General features: G+C 35.7%; 21 protein-coding genes and 1 tRNA gene. 14 read left to right on the top strand and 8 right to left on the bottom strand.

Annotated elements, in window-relative coordinates; all coding sequences use genetic code 11:
• Positions 1 to 20: 20 nt before the first annotated feature.
• The 3 genes from B2Z27_RS05175 to B2Z27_RS05185 all read right to left on the bottom strand — a co-directional run bounded on the left by B2Z27_RS05175 (position 21) and on the right by B2Z27_RS05185 (position 1936).
• A complete protein-coding gene (locus tag B2Z27_RS05175; protein WP_257786202.1) occupies positions 21 to 143 on the bottom strand; it encodes a hypothetical protein in 123 nt (40 codons plus the stop codon).
• Between the two features lie 228 nt (positions 144 to 371).
• Positions 372 to 503 carry a hypothetical protein gene (locus B2Z27_RS05180; RefSeq protein WP_257786203.1) on the bottom strand — a complete coding sequence of 44 codons (132 nt, stop codon included), beginning with the start codon at positions 501 to 503 and terminating at the stop codon, positions 372 to 374.
• Positions 504 to 685: 182 nt separating this feature from the next.
• Positions 686 to 1936 (bottom strand): 3-deoxy-D-manno-octulosonic acid transferase, encoded by a 1251-nt coding sequence (locus B2Z27_RS05185; protein ID WP_286812830.1) that lies wholly within the window; start codon positions 1934 to 1936, stop codon positions 686 to 688.
• 90 nt (positions 1937 to 2026) lie between these two features.
• Between B2Z27_RS05185 and B2Z27_RS05190 the strand changes: the two genes are divergently transcribed.
• From B2Z27_RS05190 to B2Z27_RS05205, 4 genes are all read left to right on the top strand, one after another.
• Entirely contained in the window at positions 2027 to 3181 is a 1155-nt protein-coding gene (locus B2Z27_RS05190) for a DegT/DnrJ/EryC1/StrS family aminotransferase (protein ID WP_286812831.1), read from the top strand.
• 43 nt (positions 3182 to 3224) lie between these two features.
• Positions 3225 to 4241, top strand: coding sequence for a UDP-glucose 4-epimerase GalE (gene galE / locus B2Z27_RS05195; RefSeq protein WP_210707566.1), 1017 nt, complete (start codon positions 3225 to 3227; stop codon positions 4239 to 4241).
• Between the two features lie 75 nt (positions 4242 to 4316).
• Positions 4317 to 5588, top strand: coding sequence for a metal-dependent hydrolase family protein (locus B2Z27_RS05200; RefSeq protein ID WP_286812832.1), 1272 nt, complete (start codon positions 4317 to 4319; stop codon positions 5586 to 5588).
• A gap of 41 nt (positions 5589 to 5629) precedes the next feature.
• Positions 5630 to 5983, top strand: coding sequence for a hypothetical protein (locus tag B2Z27_RS05205; RefSeq protein ID WP_099189858.1), 354 nt, complete (start codon positions 5630 to 5632; stop codon positions 5981 to 5983).
• Between the two features lie 13 nt (positions 5984 to 5996).
• Here B2Z27_RS05205 and B2Z27_RS05210 read toward each other — a convergent pair whose 3' ends face one another.
• Positions 5997 to 7100: an acyltransferase family protein gene (locus B2Z27_RS05210; protein ID WP_286812833.1), complete on the bottom strand. Its 1104-nt coding sequence runs from the start codon at positions 7098 to 7100 to the stop codon at positions 5997 to 5999.
• A 34-nt stretch (positions 7101 to 7134) separates the two neighbouring features.
• Positions 7135 to 7650 (bottom strand): alpha-ketoglutarate decarboxylase, encoded by a 516-nt coding sequence (locus B2Z27_RS05215; protein ID WP_286812834.1) that lies wholly within the window; start codon positions 7648 to 7650, stop codon positions 7135 to 7137.
• A 117-nt stretch (positions 7651 to 7767) separates the two neighbouring features.
• On the opposite strand from B2Z27_RS05215, the gene B2Z27_RS05220 reads away from it, so the two are divergent.
• Together B2Z27_RS05220 and odhB are read left to right on the top strand one after the other, a co-directional pair.
• Positions 7768 to 10563 carry a 2-oxoglutarate dehydrogenase E1 component gene (locus B2Z27_RS05220; RefSeq protein ID WP_286812835.1) on the top strand — a complete coding sequence of 932 codons (2796 nt, stop codon included), beginning with the start codon at positions 7768 to 7770 and terminating at the stop codon, positions 10561 to 10563.
• Positions 10564 to 10588: 25 nt separating this feature from the next.
• Positions 10589 to 11809, top strand: coding sequence for a 2-oxoglutarate dehydrogenase complex dihydrolipoyllysine-residue succinyltransferase (gene odhB / locus B2Z27_RS05225; protein WP_286812836.1), 1221 nt, complete (start codon positions 10589 to 10591; stop codon positions 11807 to 11809).
• 40 nt (positions 11810 to 11849) lie between these two features.
• Here odhB and B2Z27_RS05230 read toward each other — a convergent pair whose 3' ends face one another.
• Positions 11850 to 12299: a retropepsin-like aspartic protease gene (locus B2Z27_RS05230; protein ID WP_286812837.1), complete on the bottom strand. Its 450-nt coding sequence runs from the start codon at positions 12297 to 12299 to the stop codon at positions 11850 to 11852.
• A 37-nt stretch (positions 12300 to 12336) separates the two neighbouring features.
• On the opposite strand from B2Z27_RS05230, the gene B2Z27_RS05235 reads away from it, so the two are divergent.
• The 8 genes from B2Z27_RS05235 (at position 12337) to B2Z27_RS05270 (ending at position 17472) form a co-directional block, all read left to right on the top strand.
• Positions 12337 to 13104: a TatD family hydrolase gene (locus tag B2Z27_RS05235; RefSeq protein WP_286812838.1), complete on the top strand. Its 768-nt coding sequence runs from the start codon at positions 12337 to 12339 to the stop codon at positions 13102 to 13104.
• Between the two features lie 28 nt (positions 13105 to 13132).
• Positions 13133 to 14158 (top strand): asparaginase, encoded by a 1026-nt coding sequence (locus tag B2Z27_RS05240; RefSeq protein ID WP_286812839.1) that lies wholly within the window; start codon positions 13133 to 13135, stop codon positions 14156 to 14158.
• 71 nt (positions 14159 to 14229) lie between these two features.
• A tRNA-Ser gene (locus tag B2Z27_RS05245) sits at positions 14230 to 14317 on the top strand.
• Positions 14318 to 14394: 77 nt separating this feature from the next.
• On the top strand, positions 14395 to 15144 hold the full coding sequence (locus B2Z27_RS05250) for a MotA/TolQ/ExbB proton channel family protein (RefSeq protein ID WP_058103980.1): 750 nt from the start codon (positions 14395 to 14397) through the stop codon (positions 15142 to 15144).
• A 25-nt stretch (positions 15145 to 15169) separates the two neighbouring features.
• On the top strand, positions 15170 to 15601 hold the full coding sequence (locus B2Z27_RS05255) for a hypothetical protein (RefSeq protein WP_058103979.1): 432 nt from the start codon (positions 15170 to 15172) through the stop codon (positions 15599 to 15601).
• 13 nt (positions 15602 to 15614) lie between these two features.
• The gene (locus B2Z27_RS05260) at positions 15615 to 16220 is read left to right on the top strand and encodes an ExbD/TolR family protein (protein ID WP_058103978.1); all 606 of its coding nucleotides are present in this window, start codon (positions 15615 to 15617) and stop codon (positions 16218 to 16220) included.
• 23 nt (positions 16221 to 16243) lie between these two features.
• A complete protein-coding gene (locus B2Z27_RS05265) occupies positions 16244 to 16726 on the top strand; it encodes an ExbD/TolR family protein (protein WP_058103977.1) in 483 nt (160 codons plus the stop codon).
• Positions 16727 to 16803: 77 nt separating this feature from the next.
• Entirely contained in the window at positions 16804 to 17472 is a 669-nt protein-coding gene (locus B2Z27_RS05270) for a porin family protein (RefSeq protein WP_286812840.1), read from the top strand.
• Here B2Z27_RS05270 and B2Z27_RS05275 read toward each other — a convergent pair.
• Together B2Z27_RS05275 and rpoN are read right to left on the bottom strand one after the other, a co-directional pair.
• On the bottom strand, positions 17467 to 18072 hold the full coding sequence (locus B2Z27_RS05275; RefSeq protein WP_286812841.1) for a hypothetical protein: 606 nt from the start codon (positions 18070 to 18072) through the stop codon (positions 17467 to 17469). The genes B2Z27_RS05270 and B2Z27_RS05275 overlap by 6 nt on opposite strands.
• Complete coding sequence (gene rpoN / locus B2Z27_RS05280) at positions 18072 to 19529, bottom strand: RNA polymerase factor sigma-54 (RefSeq protein WP_286812842.1); 1458 nt, start codon at positions 19527 to 19529, stop codon at positions 18072 to 18074. The genes B2Z27_RS05275 and rpoN overlap by 1 nt, the downstream gene beginning before the upstream one ends.
• Positions 19530 to 19534: the final 5 nt, after the last annotated feature.

Below are 19534 nucleotides of genomic sequence, written 5' to 3' on the forward strand. Positions count from 1 at the left end.
ATAAGCTTTAATTTAAAAGATTAGACAATCCCTAAAAGGGTTAATATTGCACCTACCGCAACAACAGCCAAAAAAGCATTCATTGCTATAATAAGTACGGATAGATAAGTTTCTACCCCTGTTTTAAATGATAAATTGTTCATAACATTACCTACTTTAAAGTTACTCTACTAAAGTTAGTTGAAATGAGCAACTTTTACCTAGTAATTGTTGTAAAAACTTACAAAAACAACGTAAAACCTTACTTATTTGTGGTTGATAGTTCTTGACAGATGCATTTTAACCGTAAAATTGGTGTTTCATCGATGTTGAACTATCAGTAATGTTTTGAAGTCAACTTTTAAAAGCTTTGATGTAAATGTTAATTGTAATTATTTGATCAGTCCTAACCAATCTGCTATACCTGCAAGTGGTACTGCTAGAAGAATTAGAATTAAACATGTAATCATTAATTTGAGAAATCCGTTGAGCATTTTTACTCCAGAAGTTAGTTCTTGTTCCATAATCATACTTATATTGTTCTGTTCTTAATATAAGTATTAGAAGTGTAAAGTGCTGTAATATAGTGATGTAAAATCGATTAACGTATCATATAATCAGAGGAATGCACCCAAATTGAGTCTATGGTAGTCGAATTTTTGAGCTAAATATTCGGTAGTTTATAAGTTTGGTTGGTGTGAATACTTCAATTTTTTGTCGCTAAAACTGAATTTAATTCATTCAGTATACATGGTGTTGCCCCAGCCTTTTCTTTGATGTATTTAGAATTGATTTGTCCGGTTAATTCCCGTTTATCGTTGTCGTTGAAGAATTCGTCTACTTGCTTATTTAATTCTAAAAAGCTATTTACAGAAATAATACCACCTAATGTTACTAGTTCTTCCGCTTCTGCAAAACCTTCGTATTTTTCCCCAATAATTACGGGTATCTCAAAAACTGCAGGCTCTAATGTATTGTGTAATCCTGTAGCGAAACCACCGCCAACATATGCAATGTCTGCATAACTGTATATTTTGGTTAATAACCCAATGGAATCGATAATTATAACATCGTAATCATTTAATACTACCTTTTCATTTAAATCTGAATAGCATATAACAGATTTATCAATAGATGAAACTATATTTTTTATATGATCAGCTTTCATAGTGTGCGGCGCGATCACATATTTAATAGCATATTTACTTTGGTTGATATAATCAATTAGTAGTCTTTCATCCTCAGGCCAAGTACTACCTGCTACAAAACAGAACTGTTCATCTTTGAATAATTTCATAAATTCCAGGTCGTTTTTGCGTTTTGTTATTTCAAGTACCCTATCAAAACGAGTATCTCCTGCAACGGTCACATTTTTTAGACCAATAGATTTTAGTAAGTCTGAAGACATGGAATTCTGAACAAAAATATGAGTGAAACTTTTTAAAGCTTTACGCATAAAATGACCGTACCACTTGAAATAGGATTGTTTCTTTTTAAATAAGGCGGATATTAAAAAAGTGGGGGTGTTCAAATTTTTAAGGGCGGCTAAGTAATTAGGCCATATTTCATATTTGATGAAAATGGCAATATCTGGGTGTGCCATTTTTATAAATGATTTTACATTGTTTTTGGTGTCTAACGGTAGATAACATATTACATCGGCAACTTTGCTGTTTTTCTTTACTTCGTACCCTGAAGGAGAGAAAAAAGTAAGTAGGGTTTTGTAATGTGGATATGATAATTTTAATTGCTCCAATACTGGTAACCCTTGCTCAAATTCACCTAAAGAGGCGGCATGGATCCAAATTACTTTATCTTCTTTAGAAATGGACTTTTCAATTATGGAAAGCGAATTTTTTCTACCATTTACAAAAAGGTAAAGCTTAGTGTTTACCAATGCCAAGCCTTTTAAAATTACAGAAGCAATTACCGCTATGAAGTTATAAAGAATATACAAACTGATGCTTTTGGGCTAAATTACGTTTCTTTCCATAAAATTAGTGTTGCCCGTTTCGTATTTTTGTTGCACTTCATGTAATTACAACAGATGAAAAAGATACAAATGGTAGACCTAGGTGGTCAATACCAAGAAATTAAAGAACAGGTAAATAACTCAATTTCTCAGATATTAGAGACATCAGCATTTATCAATGGTCCAGAAGTTCATGCATTTCAAAAGGAACTGGAGGAGTATTTACAGGTAAAGCATGTTATTCCCTGTGCAAATGGTACAGACGCTTTGCAAATTGCAATGATGGGGTTGGGTCTAAAACCTGGGGATGAGGTGATTACTGCCGACTTTACCTTTGCCGCTACGGTTGAGGTAATTGCATTGTTACAACTTACGCCGGTTTTGGTAGATGTATATCCAGATACTTTTAATATTAACATTGAAGCGATCGAAAAGGCGATTACCCCTAAGACAAAGGCTATAGTGCCGGTACATCTTTTTGGGCAATGTGCTAATATGGATGCAATTCTAGATTTGGCAAAAAAGCATGATTTATTTGTTATCGAAGATAATGCACAGGCAATAGGTGCCAGGTATTATGCTAAGGATGGTGCTAAGCAGATGGCCGGAAGTATTGGGCATGTTGGTGCCACTTCTTTTTTTCCTTCTAAAAATTTGGGCTGCTATGGTGATGGCGGCGCTATTTTTACTAATGATGATGAATTGGCACATACACTTCGTGGTATTGTTAACCATGGTATGTATGAGCGTTACCATCATGATGTGGTTGGGGTAAATTCTAGACTAGATTCTATACAGGCTGCGGTACTTAGGGCAAAATTGCCAAAATTAGATAGCTATTGCGAAGCAAGAAGAAATGCGGCAAGAGCATATTCCAAAGCGTTTGAGGGTCAAGAGCATATCATAACCCCTGTGACCGTGAATAATTGTGAGGGAATTTGCGATGTGTGCGATTGTCACGTGTTTCATCAATATACGTTGAGAATAACAAATGGCAAAAGAGATGAGCTGGGACAATTTTTAGCAAAGAATGAAGTTCCTTTTGGTGTATATTATCCTATCCCGTTGCATAAACAAAAGGCATATTTGGATGATAGGTATAATGAGGCAGATTTTCCTGTGACCAATCAATTGGTGAAAGAAGTAATTTCTCTACCAATGCATACGGAATTGGATGAAGAACAGATTAACTATATTACGCAGTTGGTTATCGGGTTTGTTAATGGGTAGTGCAAAGTTTTTTTAATTTGGCAACGTTCAAATAATATAATAGATGAAAGTATTAGTAACAGGAGGTTTAGGTTTTATTGGCTCACATACTGTAGTAGAATTACAGAATAAAGGGTTTGAAGTGGTCATAATTGATGATTGTTCTAACTCTGATGAAAGTGTGCTAGAGGGTATTGAGGCCATTACCGGTAAAAAGCCACTTTATGAAAAACTGGATCTTAAGGAAAAACAAAAAGTCGAGGACTTTTTTCAAAAATACCAAGATGTTACTGGAGTTATACACTTTGCCGCATCTAAGGCGGTGGGAGAGAGTGTTGAGAAACCATTATTGTATTATGAAAACAACATTGGTACTTTGGTATACATATTAAAGGAGCTTTGTAAAAAGAATAAGGCAAGTTTTATTTTTAGTTCTTCTTGTACGGTATACGGACAGGCAGATAAAATGCCAATTACCGAAGATGCACCGGTCAAGGTGGCAGAATCTCCATATGGCAATACCAAACAAATGGGTGAGGAAATTATTGCAGATACCTGTAAAGTTACTCCTGGTCTTAATGCTATTGCCTTACGATATTTTAATCCTATGGGAGCGCATCCAAGTGCGAAAATTGGAGAATTGCCAAAAGGGGTTCCACAAAATTTGGTGCCGTTCATTACTCAAACAGGTATTGGACTTAGAAAAGAGTTATCTGTTTTTGGAGACGATTACCCTACGCCTGATGGCACATGTATTAGAGATTATATTTACGTGGTGGACTTAGCCAAGGCACATGTGGTAGCTTTAGAGCGCTTGCTTAATGGTGACAATGCATCTAACTACGAAGTATTTAATGTTGGTACGGGTAAAGGTAGCTCGGTTTTAGAGGCTATTAAGAGTTTTGAAAAGGTTTCAGGTAAAAAGTTAAATTATAAAATTGTAGATAGAAGACCTGGAGATATTACAACAGCATATGCAGATACTACCAAGGCAAATAAAGTGTTAGGTTGGAAAGCTGAATATACTTTAGAAGAGGCAATGAATTACGCTTGGATCTGGGAGCAGAAAATTAGGGATTGATTTTTTGATACTATCAATATAAATAAGGGGAAATATGGTTATATTTCCCCTTATTTAATTTAAATACCACCTCTTATGAAAAATTCTCTATTTGTATTATTCCTGTTTGTTATAGGTCTGGCTAATGCACAGGACACTTACTTACAATGCGGTAAAATTGTTGACGTTGAATCTGGTAAAATTTTATCTCAAAAGACAATTATAGTATCGCGTAATAAGATCAAGGAGATTAAAAATGGTTATGTATCGGGTAATGATACGGATATGGTGGTAGATTTAAAATCCAAGACCATATTACCGGGTTTTATAGATATGCATGTGCATATAGAAAGCGAATCTAGCCCATCTAGATATTTAGAAGCATTTACCTTGAACGAAGCTGATGTGGCATTTCAATCTACAGTGTATGCTAAACGGACTTTAATGGCCGGTTTTACAACAGTTAGGGATTTAGGTGGTTCTGGTGTAAATATTGCCCTCAAGAAAGCAATTAATAAAGGAACAATAGTTGGTCCAAGAATTTTCACCGCCGGAAAATCTCTTGCTTCTACAGGTGGTCATGCGGATCCTACCAACGGAAGAAGTCAAGAATTAATGGGTGATCCAGGGCCAAAAGAAGGGGTGGTCAATTCTCCAGAGGATGGCAGAAAAGCAGTTCGTCAACGATATAAAGATGGTGCAGATGTTATTAAGATTACCGCAACTGGGGGTGTTTTAAGTGTAGCTAAAAGTGGTCAAAACCCACAATTTACTATTGAAGAAATAAAAGCGATTACAGATACTGCAAAAGATTATGGTATGTTGACCGCTGCACATGCACATGGTGATGAAGGTATGCAAAGAGCTATTTTAGGCGGAATTAAAACTATTGAACATGGTACATTAATGTCTGAGGAAACTATGGATCTTATGATCAAGCATAATACTTTTATGGTGCCTACCATTTCTGCCGGTCAAGAGGCTGCTAGGTTAGCCAAAATACCTAACTATTTGCCGCCGGTAGTGGCTAAGAAAGCCTTGGAAATAGGACCTAAACTCAATGAAACTTTTGCAAAAGCTTATAAGAAAGGGGTAAGTATAGCCTTTGGTACAGATTCAGGGGTGTCTCCCCATGGTGATAATGCTAAGGAATTTGTTTATATGAACAAGGCGGGTATGCCCGTTATTGAGACATTACGTTCAGCTACAATAACCAATGCTATGCTTTTAGGCGAGGCTGATTTAGGACAAATTAAAGAAGGGTATATTGCTGATATTGTTGCTGTAAATGAAAATCCTTTAAATAATGTGGAAACCCTTACAGATGTAGTTTTTGTGATGAAAGAAGGGGTCGTTTATAAACAATAATGGTATAGAAGGTTTGGCTAATTCTTGAAAATAAGCTTTGCATGAAAATCAATGTTGATACTAGTAGGCAGTTGGTGCAAATAGCATTAGGTGACTCCCTTTTTGAAAAATTGGTTAAACAAGTGGAGAAAGATTTCATTCTTGCCAATAATCCATTGAAAATCACGAAAACTATAGATGGCGTTAGCTTCATTGCCCTTATTCGTGAAAAGGTCTATTACTTAATGATGGAGCATTTCGCAGAATACCTTAATCTTATGTATATCATAGATATTCCTGAAAAGGAGTTTGAGCATATTCAAATTACGGATACTGTAGATGTAGCTGATCAAATTACTTTTTTGATTTTAAAGAGGGAATATAAAAAAGTGTGGTACCGTAACAGGTATCAATAAGATGATATCAAGATTACACCTTTATATAAATGCCTTTTTTATCCATGATATAACCTACTAACCAACAAGTGAACATTATCCATAAAGCAAAGAATAACGAGCCAAAGTAGTCACCTGCTATATGTATAAAGATGTTATCTGCAATCCAGTTGTAGGCGGTTGTGCCCTTCATTGATATTTCTGCCAAACTGATGATAAAAAGTTCAGATAATAGGTAGATAAACAGTGTATTTCTGCCAAATACTTCAAAGAAATAAGTCCATTTTTCAGGTTTGGACATATCTAATAAGTAAATAAGAATGGAGATTATAAAAATATCTATTCCAATGGTTAGCAAAACAAAAGAACTGGACCATAGTTTTTTATTGAAAGGGAATGTGAGGTCCCATGCAAATCCTGCTATTATGAGAAGTCCGCTAACCATAATCAATTTGGCAATGGTCTCAAAATTCTGACCGTTCTTTTGAATGAATTTACCAGTAAAGAATCCGGCTATAACATTTACAATGGCAGGCAATGTGCTTAATAATCCTTCTGGGTCAAAAGCAACACCGCCATTTCCGTGGTACATATGGTCTGCTCCAATAATGAATTTGTCAAGTTTTAATACGGCATTCCCGGTTAATGATAAATCTCCGAATACCATTAGGATAATATGATAACCAATAAGAGCAATGGCGCTAAAGATCAAAACAGATTGAGTCTTGAAATAATGTAATAAGATCGATGCAAATAGGTAACAGAGGGCAATACGCTGCAGTACACCAAAAATTCTGGTTTCTGCAATTGGTTTTAAACTCCCATTTTCAAAAAATGGGAACCAATACATTAAAAACCCTAATAGGAAAATAATGGCAAAACGTTTAAAAACCTTTTTTAAGAATTCAGAACTTGCCACATTTTGGTATTTTTTCATGCTAAAGCTCATAGCGTTTCCTACTACGAATAAGAAAGTAGGAAATACTAGATCCGTTAACGTAAATCCGTTCCAAACCGCATGTTTTAAAATGCCAAAACTGGTATCGCCATTTCCGGGGGAATTCACAATGATCATTAAAGCGACATCCATGCCTCTAAAGACATCTAATGAAAGATACCTGTTTTTCAATGTATTCATGTTGGTTGGTTTGGTATTGGTAAGGTAGTAATTTTTAGAAGTACACGCGTACAAATGGCATTAGTGCATTTCCGTATATGCTTTTGTTGTCGTCGTACAGTAAATCATATCGCAATCCCATAGTAACGTTTCGGGTGCTGTAACCCGCACCTATGAACAATGCAGGTAGCCAGTAGTTATCTTCAATATCTATAGTTGAGGTCGCAATTGTTCTGTTGATCCTAAGCTGTTCAAATTCTGCGGACATTTGAAGTTGGGGAAAAGGGTTAAAGAGAGTAAGAACACTCCCGCCGTATGCTAGAAATTTGTCTTCATCAAATTTGGCATAGTTGAAGCTTAAACTGGCACCAGAAGCAAATTGCTCATTAAATTGATAAATGGCACTTGGGGAAATAGACCCATTGAATCCGTTATTTGTAAATCCTAATCCAATACTTCCACCAAATCTTACGTTATTCCAGAAATCAGAATTGTTCCTAGTGGTTTGGGCCAGTGAAAAGGTGATATTTAATGTGATAAAACCAATGAATATCATTTTTTTTAAGCTCATAGGGCGATTTTGTTTTAAAGTTTCATTTTTTTCAATAATACTTGGCATTCTATCGTTAGATATTGTAAATGTTGTATTTTTGTTAGAAATTTATTCTAAAGATACAGAAAGTAATTCATGGATAAATATTCCTTTTTGAATACCGCTCATACCTCTTTTTTTTCAGAGTTATACGATAAGTATTTAGTAAATCCGGATAGTGTAGAACCAAGTTGGAGAGCCTTTTTTCAAGGATTCGACTTTGGAATGGAAAGTTCATTACATGAACTTGAAATTGATGAGAACAGAACTACTGTTGTAGTAAACGGTAATAAGAGTGAAATGCCAGAATCCTTGCAAAAAGAGTTTCAGGTAATCAGACTTATTGACGGTTATAGAAGCAGAGGTCACTTATTTACGAAAACAAACCCGGTTCGTGAGCGAAGACATTATGAACCTTCATTGGAAATAGAAAATTTCGGACTTTCATCGTCTGATCTTGAAACCGTTTTTAATGCAGGTGATATAATTGGTATAGGTCCAAGTGCCCTCAAAGAAATTGTTAGACATTTACAAAGTATCTATTGCGATGCTATTGGTGTTGAGTATATGTATATTCGAAAACCAGAGCGCGTAAAATGGATTCAAGACTGGATTAATGTCAATGACAACCATCCTGATTTTGAGCCGGATAGAAAAAAGCATATTCTTAAAAAGTTGAATCATGCCATTTCTTTTGAGACTTTTTTGCATACAAAATATGTAGGTCAGAAAAGATTCTCCTTAGAAGGGAATGAATCATTGATACCTGCCTTAGATGTAATTGTTGAGCGTGCCGCAGAAATGGGCGTAAAGCAGTTTGTTATGGGTATGGCACACCGTGGAAGATTAAATGTTCTCACCAATATTTTCGGAAAATCCGCTAAAGATATTTTTAGTGAATTCGATGGAAAGGATTATGAGCAGGAGATTTTTGATGGCGATGTTAAGTATCACCTAGGCTGGACTTCAGATAGAAAATCTGATAACGGAAATAAAATTAACATGAGCATTGCACCAAATCCTTCTCACTTAGAGACTGTAGGTGCAGTGGTTGAAGGTATTGCAAGGGCAAAGCAAGATGCGGACTATCAAGATGATATTTCAAAAGTGCTTCCTATTGTAGTACATGGTGACGCCGCTATAGCAGGTCAAGGTTTGGTATATGAAGTTGTGCAAATGGCCGGTCTTGATGGTTATAAAACCGGAGGTACTATACATATTGTAGTAAACAATCAAATTGGATTTACCACTAACTATCTAGATGCTAGAACATCTACCTATTGTACAGATGTAGCCAAAGTTACTTTGAGTCCAGTATTGCATGTTAATGCTGATGATGCCGAGGCTGTGGTACACGCATCACTTTTTGCATTGGAATATAGGATGCAATTTGAGAGCGATGTATTTATAGATTTGTTAGGGTATAGAAAGTATGGGCATAATGAAGGTGATGAGCCAAGATTTACCCAGCCAAAACTATACAAAGCTATTTCCAAGCATAAGAACCCAAGGGATATTTATGCTGAAAGACTAATTCAAGAAGGTGTTATTGACGATACCTATGTTTCTGAATTGGAAAAACAGTATAAAGATTCATTAGAGGAAAAACTTGAAGATTCACGTAAGGAAGATAAAACTGTAATAACCCCGTTCATGGCAGATGAATGGAAAGGTTTTGAAAATGTTCGTGAATGGGAAATGATGGATCCGGTGAATACCAAGTTCACCAAGACCAAATTAGATAAAATTGCCAAGGTGATAACTGCTTTGCCAAAGGGTAAAAAGTTTTTACGTAAAGTAGAAAAACTAGTCAAAGATCGCTACAATATGTATTTTGAAGCGGATAATTTGGACTGGGCCATGGGTGAATTATTGGCATATGGTTCTCTTTTAGAGGAAGGTTATGCTGTGCGTATGTCCGGACAGGATGTAGAACGTGGTACTTTCTCTCACCGTCATGCCGTAATGAAAGTTGAAGAGAGCGAGGAAGAAGTAATCTTGTTGAACCAGCTTTCTGATAAGCAAGCAAAGTTTCAGATTTATAATTCACTTTTATCGGAATACGGTGTTGTAGGTTTTGATTATGGTTATGCCATGGCCAGCCCTAAAACATTGACGATATGGGAAGCTCAGTTTGGAGATTTCAGTAATGGGGCCCAAATTATGATAGACCAATATATTTCTGCCGCAGAAGATAAGTGGAAACTTCAAAATGGTTTGGTAATGCTCTTGCCACATGGTTATGAAGGTCAAGGTGCAGAACACTCTTCCGCTAGAATGGAACGTTACTTGCAATTGTGTGCAAAAGATAATATGTACATAGCAGATGTAACTACACCAGCGCAAATGTTCCATATTTTGCGTAGACAAATGAAGGCTAATTTTAGAAAGCCATTGATCATTTTCACTCCTAAAAGTTTGTTGAGACATCCAAAAGCTGTGTCTAAAATAGCGGATTTAACAGGTGGTGGTTTCCAAGAGGTCATAGATGATGAGACTGCGGATGCTAAAAAAGTAAAATCATTGGTATTTTGTACAGGTAAGTTCTATTATGATCTTTTAGCTGTTAAAGAAGAGAACAGTAGAGATGATGTGGCACTGGTAAGGGTAGAACAATTGTTCCCTATTCCGGAAAAGAAAATGAAGGAGGCTATTTCAAAATATAAGAATGCAAACGATATTGTTTGGGCTCAAGAAGAACCTAGAAATATGGGTGCATGGAGTCATTTATTAATGCATTTTGATGAAGCTAGAACTTTTAGGGTTGCTTCAAGGCGTTTTTATGCAGCTCCGGCAGCAGGTAGTTCTGTGCGTTCAAAAGCACGTCATCAACAAGTTATAGATTACGTTTTTGATAAAACGAAGGACAATATGTCCAAACCAAAAAAATAAAATAACATATCAAATTATAGAAAGAATGATTCTAGAAATGAAGGTCCCATCGCCGGGAGAGTCTATCACAGAGGTGGAAATTGCAGAATGGTTGGTAGAAGATGGTGATTATGTAGAAAAAGATCAAGCGATTGCAGAAGTAGATTCAGATAAAGCTACTTTAGAATTGCCTGCTGAAGCAAGTGGTACAATTACTTTAAAAGCAGAGGAAGGTGATGCTGTTGCGGTAGGTGCCATTGTTTGCTTAATTGATACGGGTGCGGCCAAACCAGATGGTGAAGCCAAAACCGCAAGTGCACCAAAAGAAGAGAAAAAAGAGGAGCCTAAAACAGAAAAAGCTCCGCAGCCAGCTCAGGTTAAAGAAACTTATGCTTCTGGTGTGCCATCACCTGCAGCTAAGAAAATCTTAGATGAAAAAGGTGTGGATAGTAGTGCAGTTTCCGGTTCAGGTAGAGATGGCAGAATTACCAAGGAAGATGCTGTAAATGCAGTGCCTTCAATGGGGTCGCCTACAGGTGGTAGTCGTGGGGAATCTAGGTCTAAGCTATCAATGTTGCGTAGAAAAGTTGCCGAAAGATTGGTTTCTGCAAAAAATGAAACAGCAATGTTGACCACTTTCAATGAAGTGGATATGTCTGCAATTTTTGAGCTAAGAAATAAGTATAAAGAAGATTTCAAAAGCAAACATGGGGTTGGTTTAGGTTTCATGTCATTTTTTACAAAGGCTGTAGTGAGAGCCTTGGAAATGTATCCTGCCGTAAATTCTATGATTGATGGTAAGGAAATGATTTCTTATGACTTCTGTGATATCAGTATTGCGGTATCGGGTCCTAAAGGTTTAATGGTGCCTGTTATTCGTAACGCTGAAAACTTAACCTTCAGAGGGGTAGAGGCAGAAGTGAAAAGATTGGCTATTAGAGCTCGTGAAGGTGAAATTACCGTTGATGAGATGACTGGTGGAACATTTACTATTACTAATGGTGGTGTATTTGGTTCTATGTTATCTACGCCTATTATCAACCCACCGCAAAGTGCTATTTTGGGTATGCATAATATAGTTGAAAGACCAATTGCACGTGACGGGGCTATTGCTATTGCACCAATTATGTATGTTGCATTGTCATATGATCACCGTATTATTGATGGTAAAGAATCTGTAGGGTTCTTGGTGGCAATCAAAGAAGCAATAGAAAATCCGGAAGAAATATTGATGGACAATAACGTTAAGAAAGCTTTGGAAATGTAATTTTCTAAAACTAGAATAAAGTAAAAAGCGTTGAGGTCACTCAACGCTTTTTCTTTTTTAAATAGATGCATTTTTTACCGTAGTCGATAATTGCTTTGGATTTTTTTAGAATATCGGCACCTATAATTCCGTCTACCGGCTCTGCATTATGTGCGGTAAGGGCTTCGTTTACATGTTTTAAATCGAAAAGCACAATTTCAAGATTATGAAATTCCCATGAATTTAAATTGATGGTGTTGCTCTTAGAGACTAACGTTTCCATATTCGTGGCACCGGCACCGGCAGCTTTTATAACAGACTCTTCGGAAATTAATTTAAAGCGCTCAATTTTATCCATACCAATACAGGTATTCGATGCGCCTGTGTCCAATATAAATCTGCCTGGCACCGAATTTATTTCGGCATAGATTTCAAAATGATCGGTTGCGGTTAACTCTAAGGGAATGCGTACGTAATCTTTATCCTTCAAAAATTTTTTGAGGGTACTCATAATTCATTTTTTTCAAAGATAAGCCTATTTTTGCCGCATGATTATAACAGATACGCATACGCATTTATATAGTGAGGCTTTTGATGAAGATAGAAAAGAAGCGATTGAGAAAGCAATTGATTTGGGAGTGGAAAGGTTTTTTATTCCCGCTATAGATTCTTCCTATACGGAAAGCATGTTGGCACTTGAAAAGGATTTTCCAGGACACATGTTTTTGATGTCGGGATTACATCCTACACATGTAAATGAGAATTTTGAGCAAGAGCTCTTACATGTAGAGGAAATGCTTGAAAAACATACCTATTATGCAGTGGGTGAAATTGGTATCGATTTATATTGGGAAAAGAAGTTTTTAAAAGAGCAGAAAATTGCTTTTAAAAAGCAGATACAACTGGCTAAAAGAAAGAATTTGCCTATTGTCATACATTGTCGTGATGCTTTTGATGAGGTATTTGAAGTATTGGAGGAGGAAAAGGGTAATGGACTAAGAGGTATTTTTCATTGTTTTACCGGTACACTTGAACAGGCGAAAAAAGCTATTTCGTATAATATGAAATTGGGTATAGGTGGTGTGGTCACATTTAAGAATGGTAAAATAGATACATTTTTAAAGGAGATAGAATTAAAGCATATTGTTCTGGAAACAGATTCACCCTATTTGGCGCCAACTCCATATAGAGGGAAAAGAAATGAAAGTGCGTACATCGTCAATGTATTGGAGAAAATGGCTGATGTTTATGGGGTTCCTAATGAAGAAATTGCATTAGTGACCACTAACAATTCTAGAGAAGTGTTCGGTATTTAAAGTTGAATGAATAATTGGTAGTTGTAATATGGATAAAAGAAGTATTTTATTGATTTATACAGGTGGTACGATCGGAATGATGAAAGATTATTCATCTGGAGCGTTAAAGGCTTTTGATTTCTCGCAATTACAAAAAAATATACCAGAACTTAATCAGTTAGATTGTACGATATCAAGCTTTTCGTTTGATTATCCTATAGATTCATCCAATATGAACCCTGGTCATTGGATCGCTATTTCAGATATTATCGCTGATAAATACCATGAATATGATGGTTTTGTAGTGTTACATGGTAGTGATACTATGAGTTATACGGCGTCTGCTTTAAGTTTTTTGTTGGAAAACCTTTCAAAGCCGGTAATTTTAACAGGATCTCAATTGCCCATTGGTGACTTAAGGACAGATGCTAAAGAAAATCTTATTACTGCTATTCAAATTGCAGCTTTGTATGAAAAAGGAAAACCTGTAATACAAGAAGTAGGGTTGTATTTTGAGTATAAATTGTATAGAGGAAATAGAACTACTAAAATAAATGCGGAACATTTTCAAGCTTTTGCTTCTTTGAACTACCCTCATTTAATAGAATCGGGAGTGCATTTATCGGTTTTTAAAGAATATTTACTGCCCCAAAAACGAAAATTGCCGTTAAAATCACATAAAAATATGGATGACAATGTGGCTATTTTAAAAATTTTTCCGGGAATTAATGAAAATATTATCGACGCAATTTTAAACGCCAAAAATTTAAAAGCGCTGATTTTGGAAACTTATGGGTCGGGAAATGCTCCAATGGAAGAATGGTTTTTAAAGAAATTAAATAATGCAATAAATAAAGGAATTCATATAATTAATGTCACCCAGTGTTCTGGTGGTGCGGTTATGATGGGGCATTATGAAACAAGTTCCAGATTAAAGAAAATGCAAGTGGTTAATGGTAAGGATATTACGACGGAAGCTGCTATAGCCAAGGCTATGTATCTATTGGGTAGTGGTGTTTCCCATGACCTGTTTAAAACCGTTTTCGAAACCTCTTTGCGTGGAGAAATGCTGTAAATTTAACAGTAGTTTAATTTCGATAACTAATATTTTTTTTGTTATTTGCCCACCCTTAAAAAAGGTAACTTAGAGAGGTGGCCGAGTGGTCGAAGGCGCACGCCTGGAAAGTGTGTATACCCCAAAAGGGTATCGAGGGTTCGAATCCCTTCCTCTCTGCAAGTAAGTTTTACTTTTTTTATATTGTTTTTTTTTTATCTTTAACCCTATTAACTAACTAATTTAAGTTTGAAAAAATGAAAAAATTATTCCCAAGCCTAGCAGTCGCTGGGGCATTTGTAGCAGGTACAAATATTGTAAGTGCAAAAGTAGCAGCAGTAGCGTTGCTAGTTCAAGAAGGAGCTCCTGAAGCGGAAAAAGGATTTACTCAGGTTTTAAAAGAAATGTTTATTACAGGTGGTGCCGGTTTCATGGGTATCGTTCTTTTATGTTTGATCCTTGGTTTGGCAGTTGCTATTGAAAGAATTATTTATTTGAACATGGCAAGTACAAATTCTGCCAAGTTGAAACAACAAGTTGAAGATGCATTGGCGTCAGGTGGTGTTGAGGCTGCAAAAGAGGTTTGTAGAAATACAAAAGGACCTGTTGCTTCTATCTACTACCAAGGTTTAGACAGAGCTGGTGAGAGCATTGAGTCTGCTGAAAAAGCTGTTGTTGCTTACGGTGGTGTTCAAATGGGTCAATTGGAGAAAAACGTTTCTTGGTTGTCTTTATTTATTGCAATTGCACCAATGCTTGGTTTCATGGGTACAGTAATTGGTATGATTCAGGCCTTCCAAAAGATTGCTGCTGTTGGTAACTTAAGTGCATCTCTTATTGCAGGTGATATTCAGGTTGCATTATTAACAACGGTATTCGGTCTTATTACGGCTATTATACTTCAAATTTTCTACAACTATATTATCGCTAAAATTGATAGCATCGTTAATGATATGGAAGATTCTTCTATTACATTGATCGATATGTTGGTAGATCACAAAAAATAAGTTTCACTTTTAATACCTAAAAATTATGCAAAAAATTATTAAAATAGCATTAATTGCTATAGGTGTATTAAGTGCAGTGCTTTGGTACTTGTTACCAAGTGCAGATATGCCGGCAGCTGAAGCTGCTCAAAGTGGAGCTATGAACACTATGTTTATCATTACTTACCTTTTGTTAGGTATTGCTGTTGTGGTTAGTTTAGTGTTTACTTTAAAAAACTTATTTTCTAACCCACAGGGTCTTAAAAAGACATTGTTTGTAGTAGGAGGTTTTTTATTGGTAGTTGGTGTTTCTTATGTCTTGGCAAGTGGAACGGATGTTGATCCTGAATTCTTGGCAATGGAAGATGAGAGTACGATTAAAAAGATTGGAATGGGATTGAATGTATTCTTTATTCTAACTATTATCGCTGTACTTTCTTTGGTTATACCAGCTGTTAAAAATATGTTTAGTAAATAAAAAATAGAAAACTATGGCTAGAAGAGCAGGAGCACCAGAAGTAAGTGCCGGTTCCATGGCGGATATAGCTTTCCTTTTACTTATCTTTTTCTTGGTAACAACTACTATTGAAACGGATGCAGGATTGGATCGTATGCTTCCACCAATTGAACCGCCCGATACGGATGTAGTAATTAAACAAAAGAACATCTTTCAAGTAAATATCAACAAGAACGGTCAATTATTGGCTGATGATGAGTTGATTGAGCTTAAAGACCTAAGATCAAAAGCCATGGCTTTTTTAGATAATGGTGGTGATGGAACATGTTCTTATTGTCAAGGAAGAAAAAATGCTGAATCTTCAGATAATCCTTCTAAAGCGATTATCTCTTTAAAGAACGATCGTGAAACAAAGTATAGTACTTACATAACTGTGCAGAACGAACTTGTAGGAGCTTACAACGATCTAAGAAATAGAGAGGCACAGCGTTTATATAAGAAGAACTTCGTTGATATGGAAGCTGAATATCTTAACCCTGAAACTGATGACGATGTAAAGGAAGAGTTGAAGGAAAAGGTGAAGAAGATTCAAGATTTGTTTCCACAGAAATTGTCTGAGGCCGAAACTTCAAGTGATTAATTAATTAAAATAAAAGTAACACTATGTCAAAATTTGCAAAGAAAAAAGATGGAGAGGTACCTGCGGTATCAACAGCTTCCCTTCCTGACATTGTATTTATGCTTTTGTTTTTCTTTATGACGGTAACCGTGATGAAGGATAGTTCTTTGAAAGTAGAAAATGTACTTCCTAACGCTAGTGAAGTAAAGAAGCTTGAAAAGAAGGATCGTGTAATTTATATTTATGTTGGTAAGCCAACTAAAGAATATGAGAAATTATTTGGTAGTGAGCCAAAGATTCAATTAAACGATAAATTATCTAGTCCATCTGAAGTTGGTGATTACATTTTGATGGAAAGGGCTAAAAAGCCACAAGAACTTCAAAACGTTTTGACCACGGCACTTAAAGTCGATAAGAACGCAAGTATGGGATTAATATCCGATATTAAACAAGAGTTAAGAAAGGTTAATGCTTTAAAGGTAAATTATACTACCTATGAAGGTGATGCTTTCAATAATCTACAATAGTTAGTTAGTAGAATATTACTTATTTTAAAACGCTTCAAATTTATTTGAAGCGTTTTTTATTTCATTAACTTTACTTTATGCGTTTCTGTATTGTTTTATTCTTGGTGGTAATACAATCTAATGCCCAAGAGGTTTTAGATACATTGGATAACCCCCGATATTTTGAGGATCAATTCTATGTTGGTCTTTCGTATAATTTCATTTTAAACCATCCGGAGGGGTCTAATCAACGTAATTTATCATATGGTCTACAAGGTGGTATTATCAAAGATATTCCTTTAAATAAAGCTGGAACTAAGGCTATAGGGATAGGGGCTGGTTTGGCGTTAAACAGTTATTATTCAAACTTGGTTGCAGATATTCTAAACGATGATATTAGTTATAGTATCAATGATGATATAACTAGAAGTAAGTTAGAAACTCACCTTTTGGAATTCCCATTGGAATTTAGATGGCGGAATTCCACCGCAAGTGATTACAAATTCTGGCGTATTTATGGTGGTGTCAAGGCCGCTTATATTTTAGGTGCTAGGTCAAAGTATGATCTTGGTGATATAAGTGAGGGTTTTAAGAATACCGATCTTACCAAATTTCAGTATGGACTAACCTTAAGTTTTGGGTACAATACCTTTAATTTACATGCGTATTATGCGCTTACCGAACTGTTTAATGGCAATGCTTCTGTTAATGGAGAGGTGTTGCAATATAGACCTTTACGTATTGGTCTGATCTTCTATATTCTATAGCCAAAAGCGTACGGTAAGTAACTGAGATAATAAGCCAATTAGTAGACCCATTATGACTTCAATAGCTGTATGGGCTTTTAAATAAAGACGCGCTGTTATAATTGCACCTGTTAGTAATATAAAGAAGCTTATTGCCAATATTAAATTGATTTCAAAGTGAATGCTCAAATTCAATAGGTACATTAAGAGACCACTTATACCAACGGTGTGTAAACTTGTTTTAAAGTTAAAAAACAGTAATAATATACATGCTATCGTAGCTCCTAATAAACCGGTGAAATAGAAATATAGCTCGCTTACATAATTATTGGGTATCACTTTATATAAGATTAACAGCAAGATGCTAGCGTGAATGTAAAGTGGGTATTTGCGTTCTTTAATAGAACTTAACTCTATAGAGTTTACTAAACCTAAATTTTTTAATATCAGGTAAGTTACTACTGGAATTATAACAGTAAGAATAAATATAGGCAGTATACTGGCACTTTTTATTTCTATTGGTGTATACTTGGGTGTAATGAGGAAGTAAGCTACAGTGCCACCAATGGGTATGAATAGGGGATGAAGTAAGTATGAGATAACTTGTGAAAAAACCTTCATTAGATTTCTTTTCTCATGCGTGCAACAGGAATATTCAATTGCTCTCTATACTTGGCAACAGTTCTTCTAGCTATGGGATAACCTTTTTCTTTTAAAATAGCCGCTAATTTATCATCGGTAAGCGGTTTCTTTTTGGTTTCGTTTTGAATAACCGTTTCTAAAATTTTCTTGATTTCCCGTGTAGAAACATCTTCTCCTTGTTCGTTTTTCATCGATTCTGAGAAGTACTCTTTAATTAGCTTGGTACCATAAGGTGTATCTACATATTTACTATTGGCAACTCTAGAAACCGTAGAAACATCCATTCCTATTTCATCTGCGATATCCTTAAGGATCATCGGTCTTAAATTACGTTCATCGCCAGTCAGGAAGTATTCTTTTTGATACTGCATGATGGCGTTCATAGTGATGAATAGGGTTTGTTGTCGTTGTCTTATAGCGTCTATAAACCATTTTGCGGCATCTAATTTCTGCTTTATGAACATAACCGTGTCCTTTTGAGATTTAGATTTGTCCTTGGCTTCCTTATAGCCTTTTAGCATATTGCTGTATTCTCTAGACACATGTAATTCTGGAGCATTTCTACCATTAAGGGTTAGCTCTAGTTCTCCCTCGGTTATTCTTATTGCAAAATCCGGAACTACATGTTCAACTATTCTATTATTTCCGGAATAAGATCCACCTGGTTTAGGGTTTAATTTTTCTATTTCACCGATGGCATCCTTTAATTCCGTTGCGGTGATATTGTGTTTTTGAATTAATTTTTGATAGTGTTTCTTTGTGAAGTGTTCAAAAGACTTTTTTAAGATCTCTGTTGCAAGTTCAATACTTGGAGTGACATCTTTTCGCTCTAACTGTATTATTAAACACTCCTCTAAAGTACGTGCACCTACACCTGGTGGGTCTAACTCTTGTACAATAGATAATATTCTGGTAATGGTTTCTTCGTCGGTATAAACATTTTGTGTAAAAGCCAGGTCGTCCATGATATCGGAAATAGGTCTTCTTATATAACCGCTTTCATCTACACTACCTACTAAAAACTCTGCGATGTTCCATTCTTCATCAGAAAGGTAAACAGTATTCAATTGATTTATTAAATGCTGATTGAAGGATATTCCGGCTGCGTAGGGTACACTTTTTTCTTCATCATCAGAACTGTAATTATTAGCCTTGGTTCTGTAATCCGGGATTTCATCGTCACTTAAGTAATCATCTATATTGATGTCCTCAGTGTTGATGGTTTCGCTATCGGCATTGTCATCATAAACATCATCATACTCATCAACAACGTTATCCAAATCTTCCTTACCGGTCTCTAGTGCCGGGTTCTCCTCTAATTCTTGTTTAAGTCGTTGTTCAAACGCCTGTGTAGGCAGCTGAATTAACTTCATCAACTGAATCTGTTGAGGAGATAATTTTTGGGATAATTTAAATTGTAGATGTTGTTTTAGCATTACTT

The organism is Maribacter sp. UBA3344, assembly GCF_002362375.1.
Lineage (GTDB): Bacteria > Bacteroidota > Bacteroidia > Flavobacteriales > Flavobacteriaceae > Maribacter > Maribacter dokdonensis.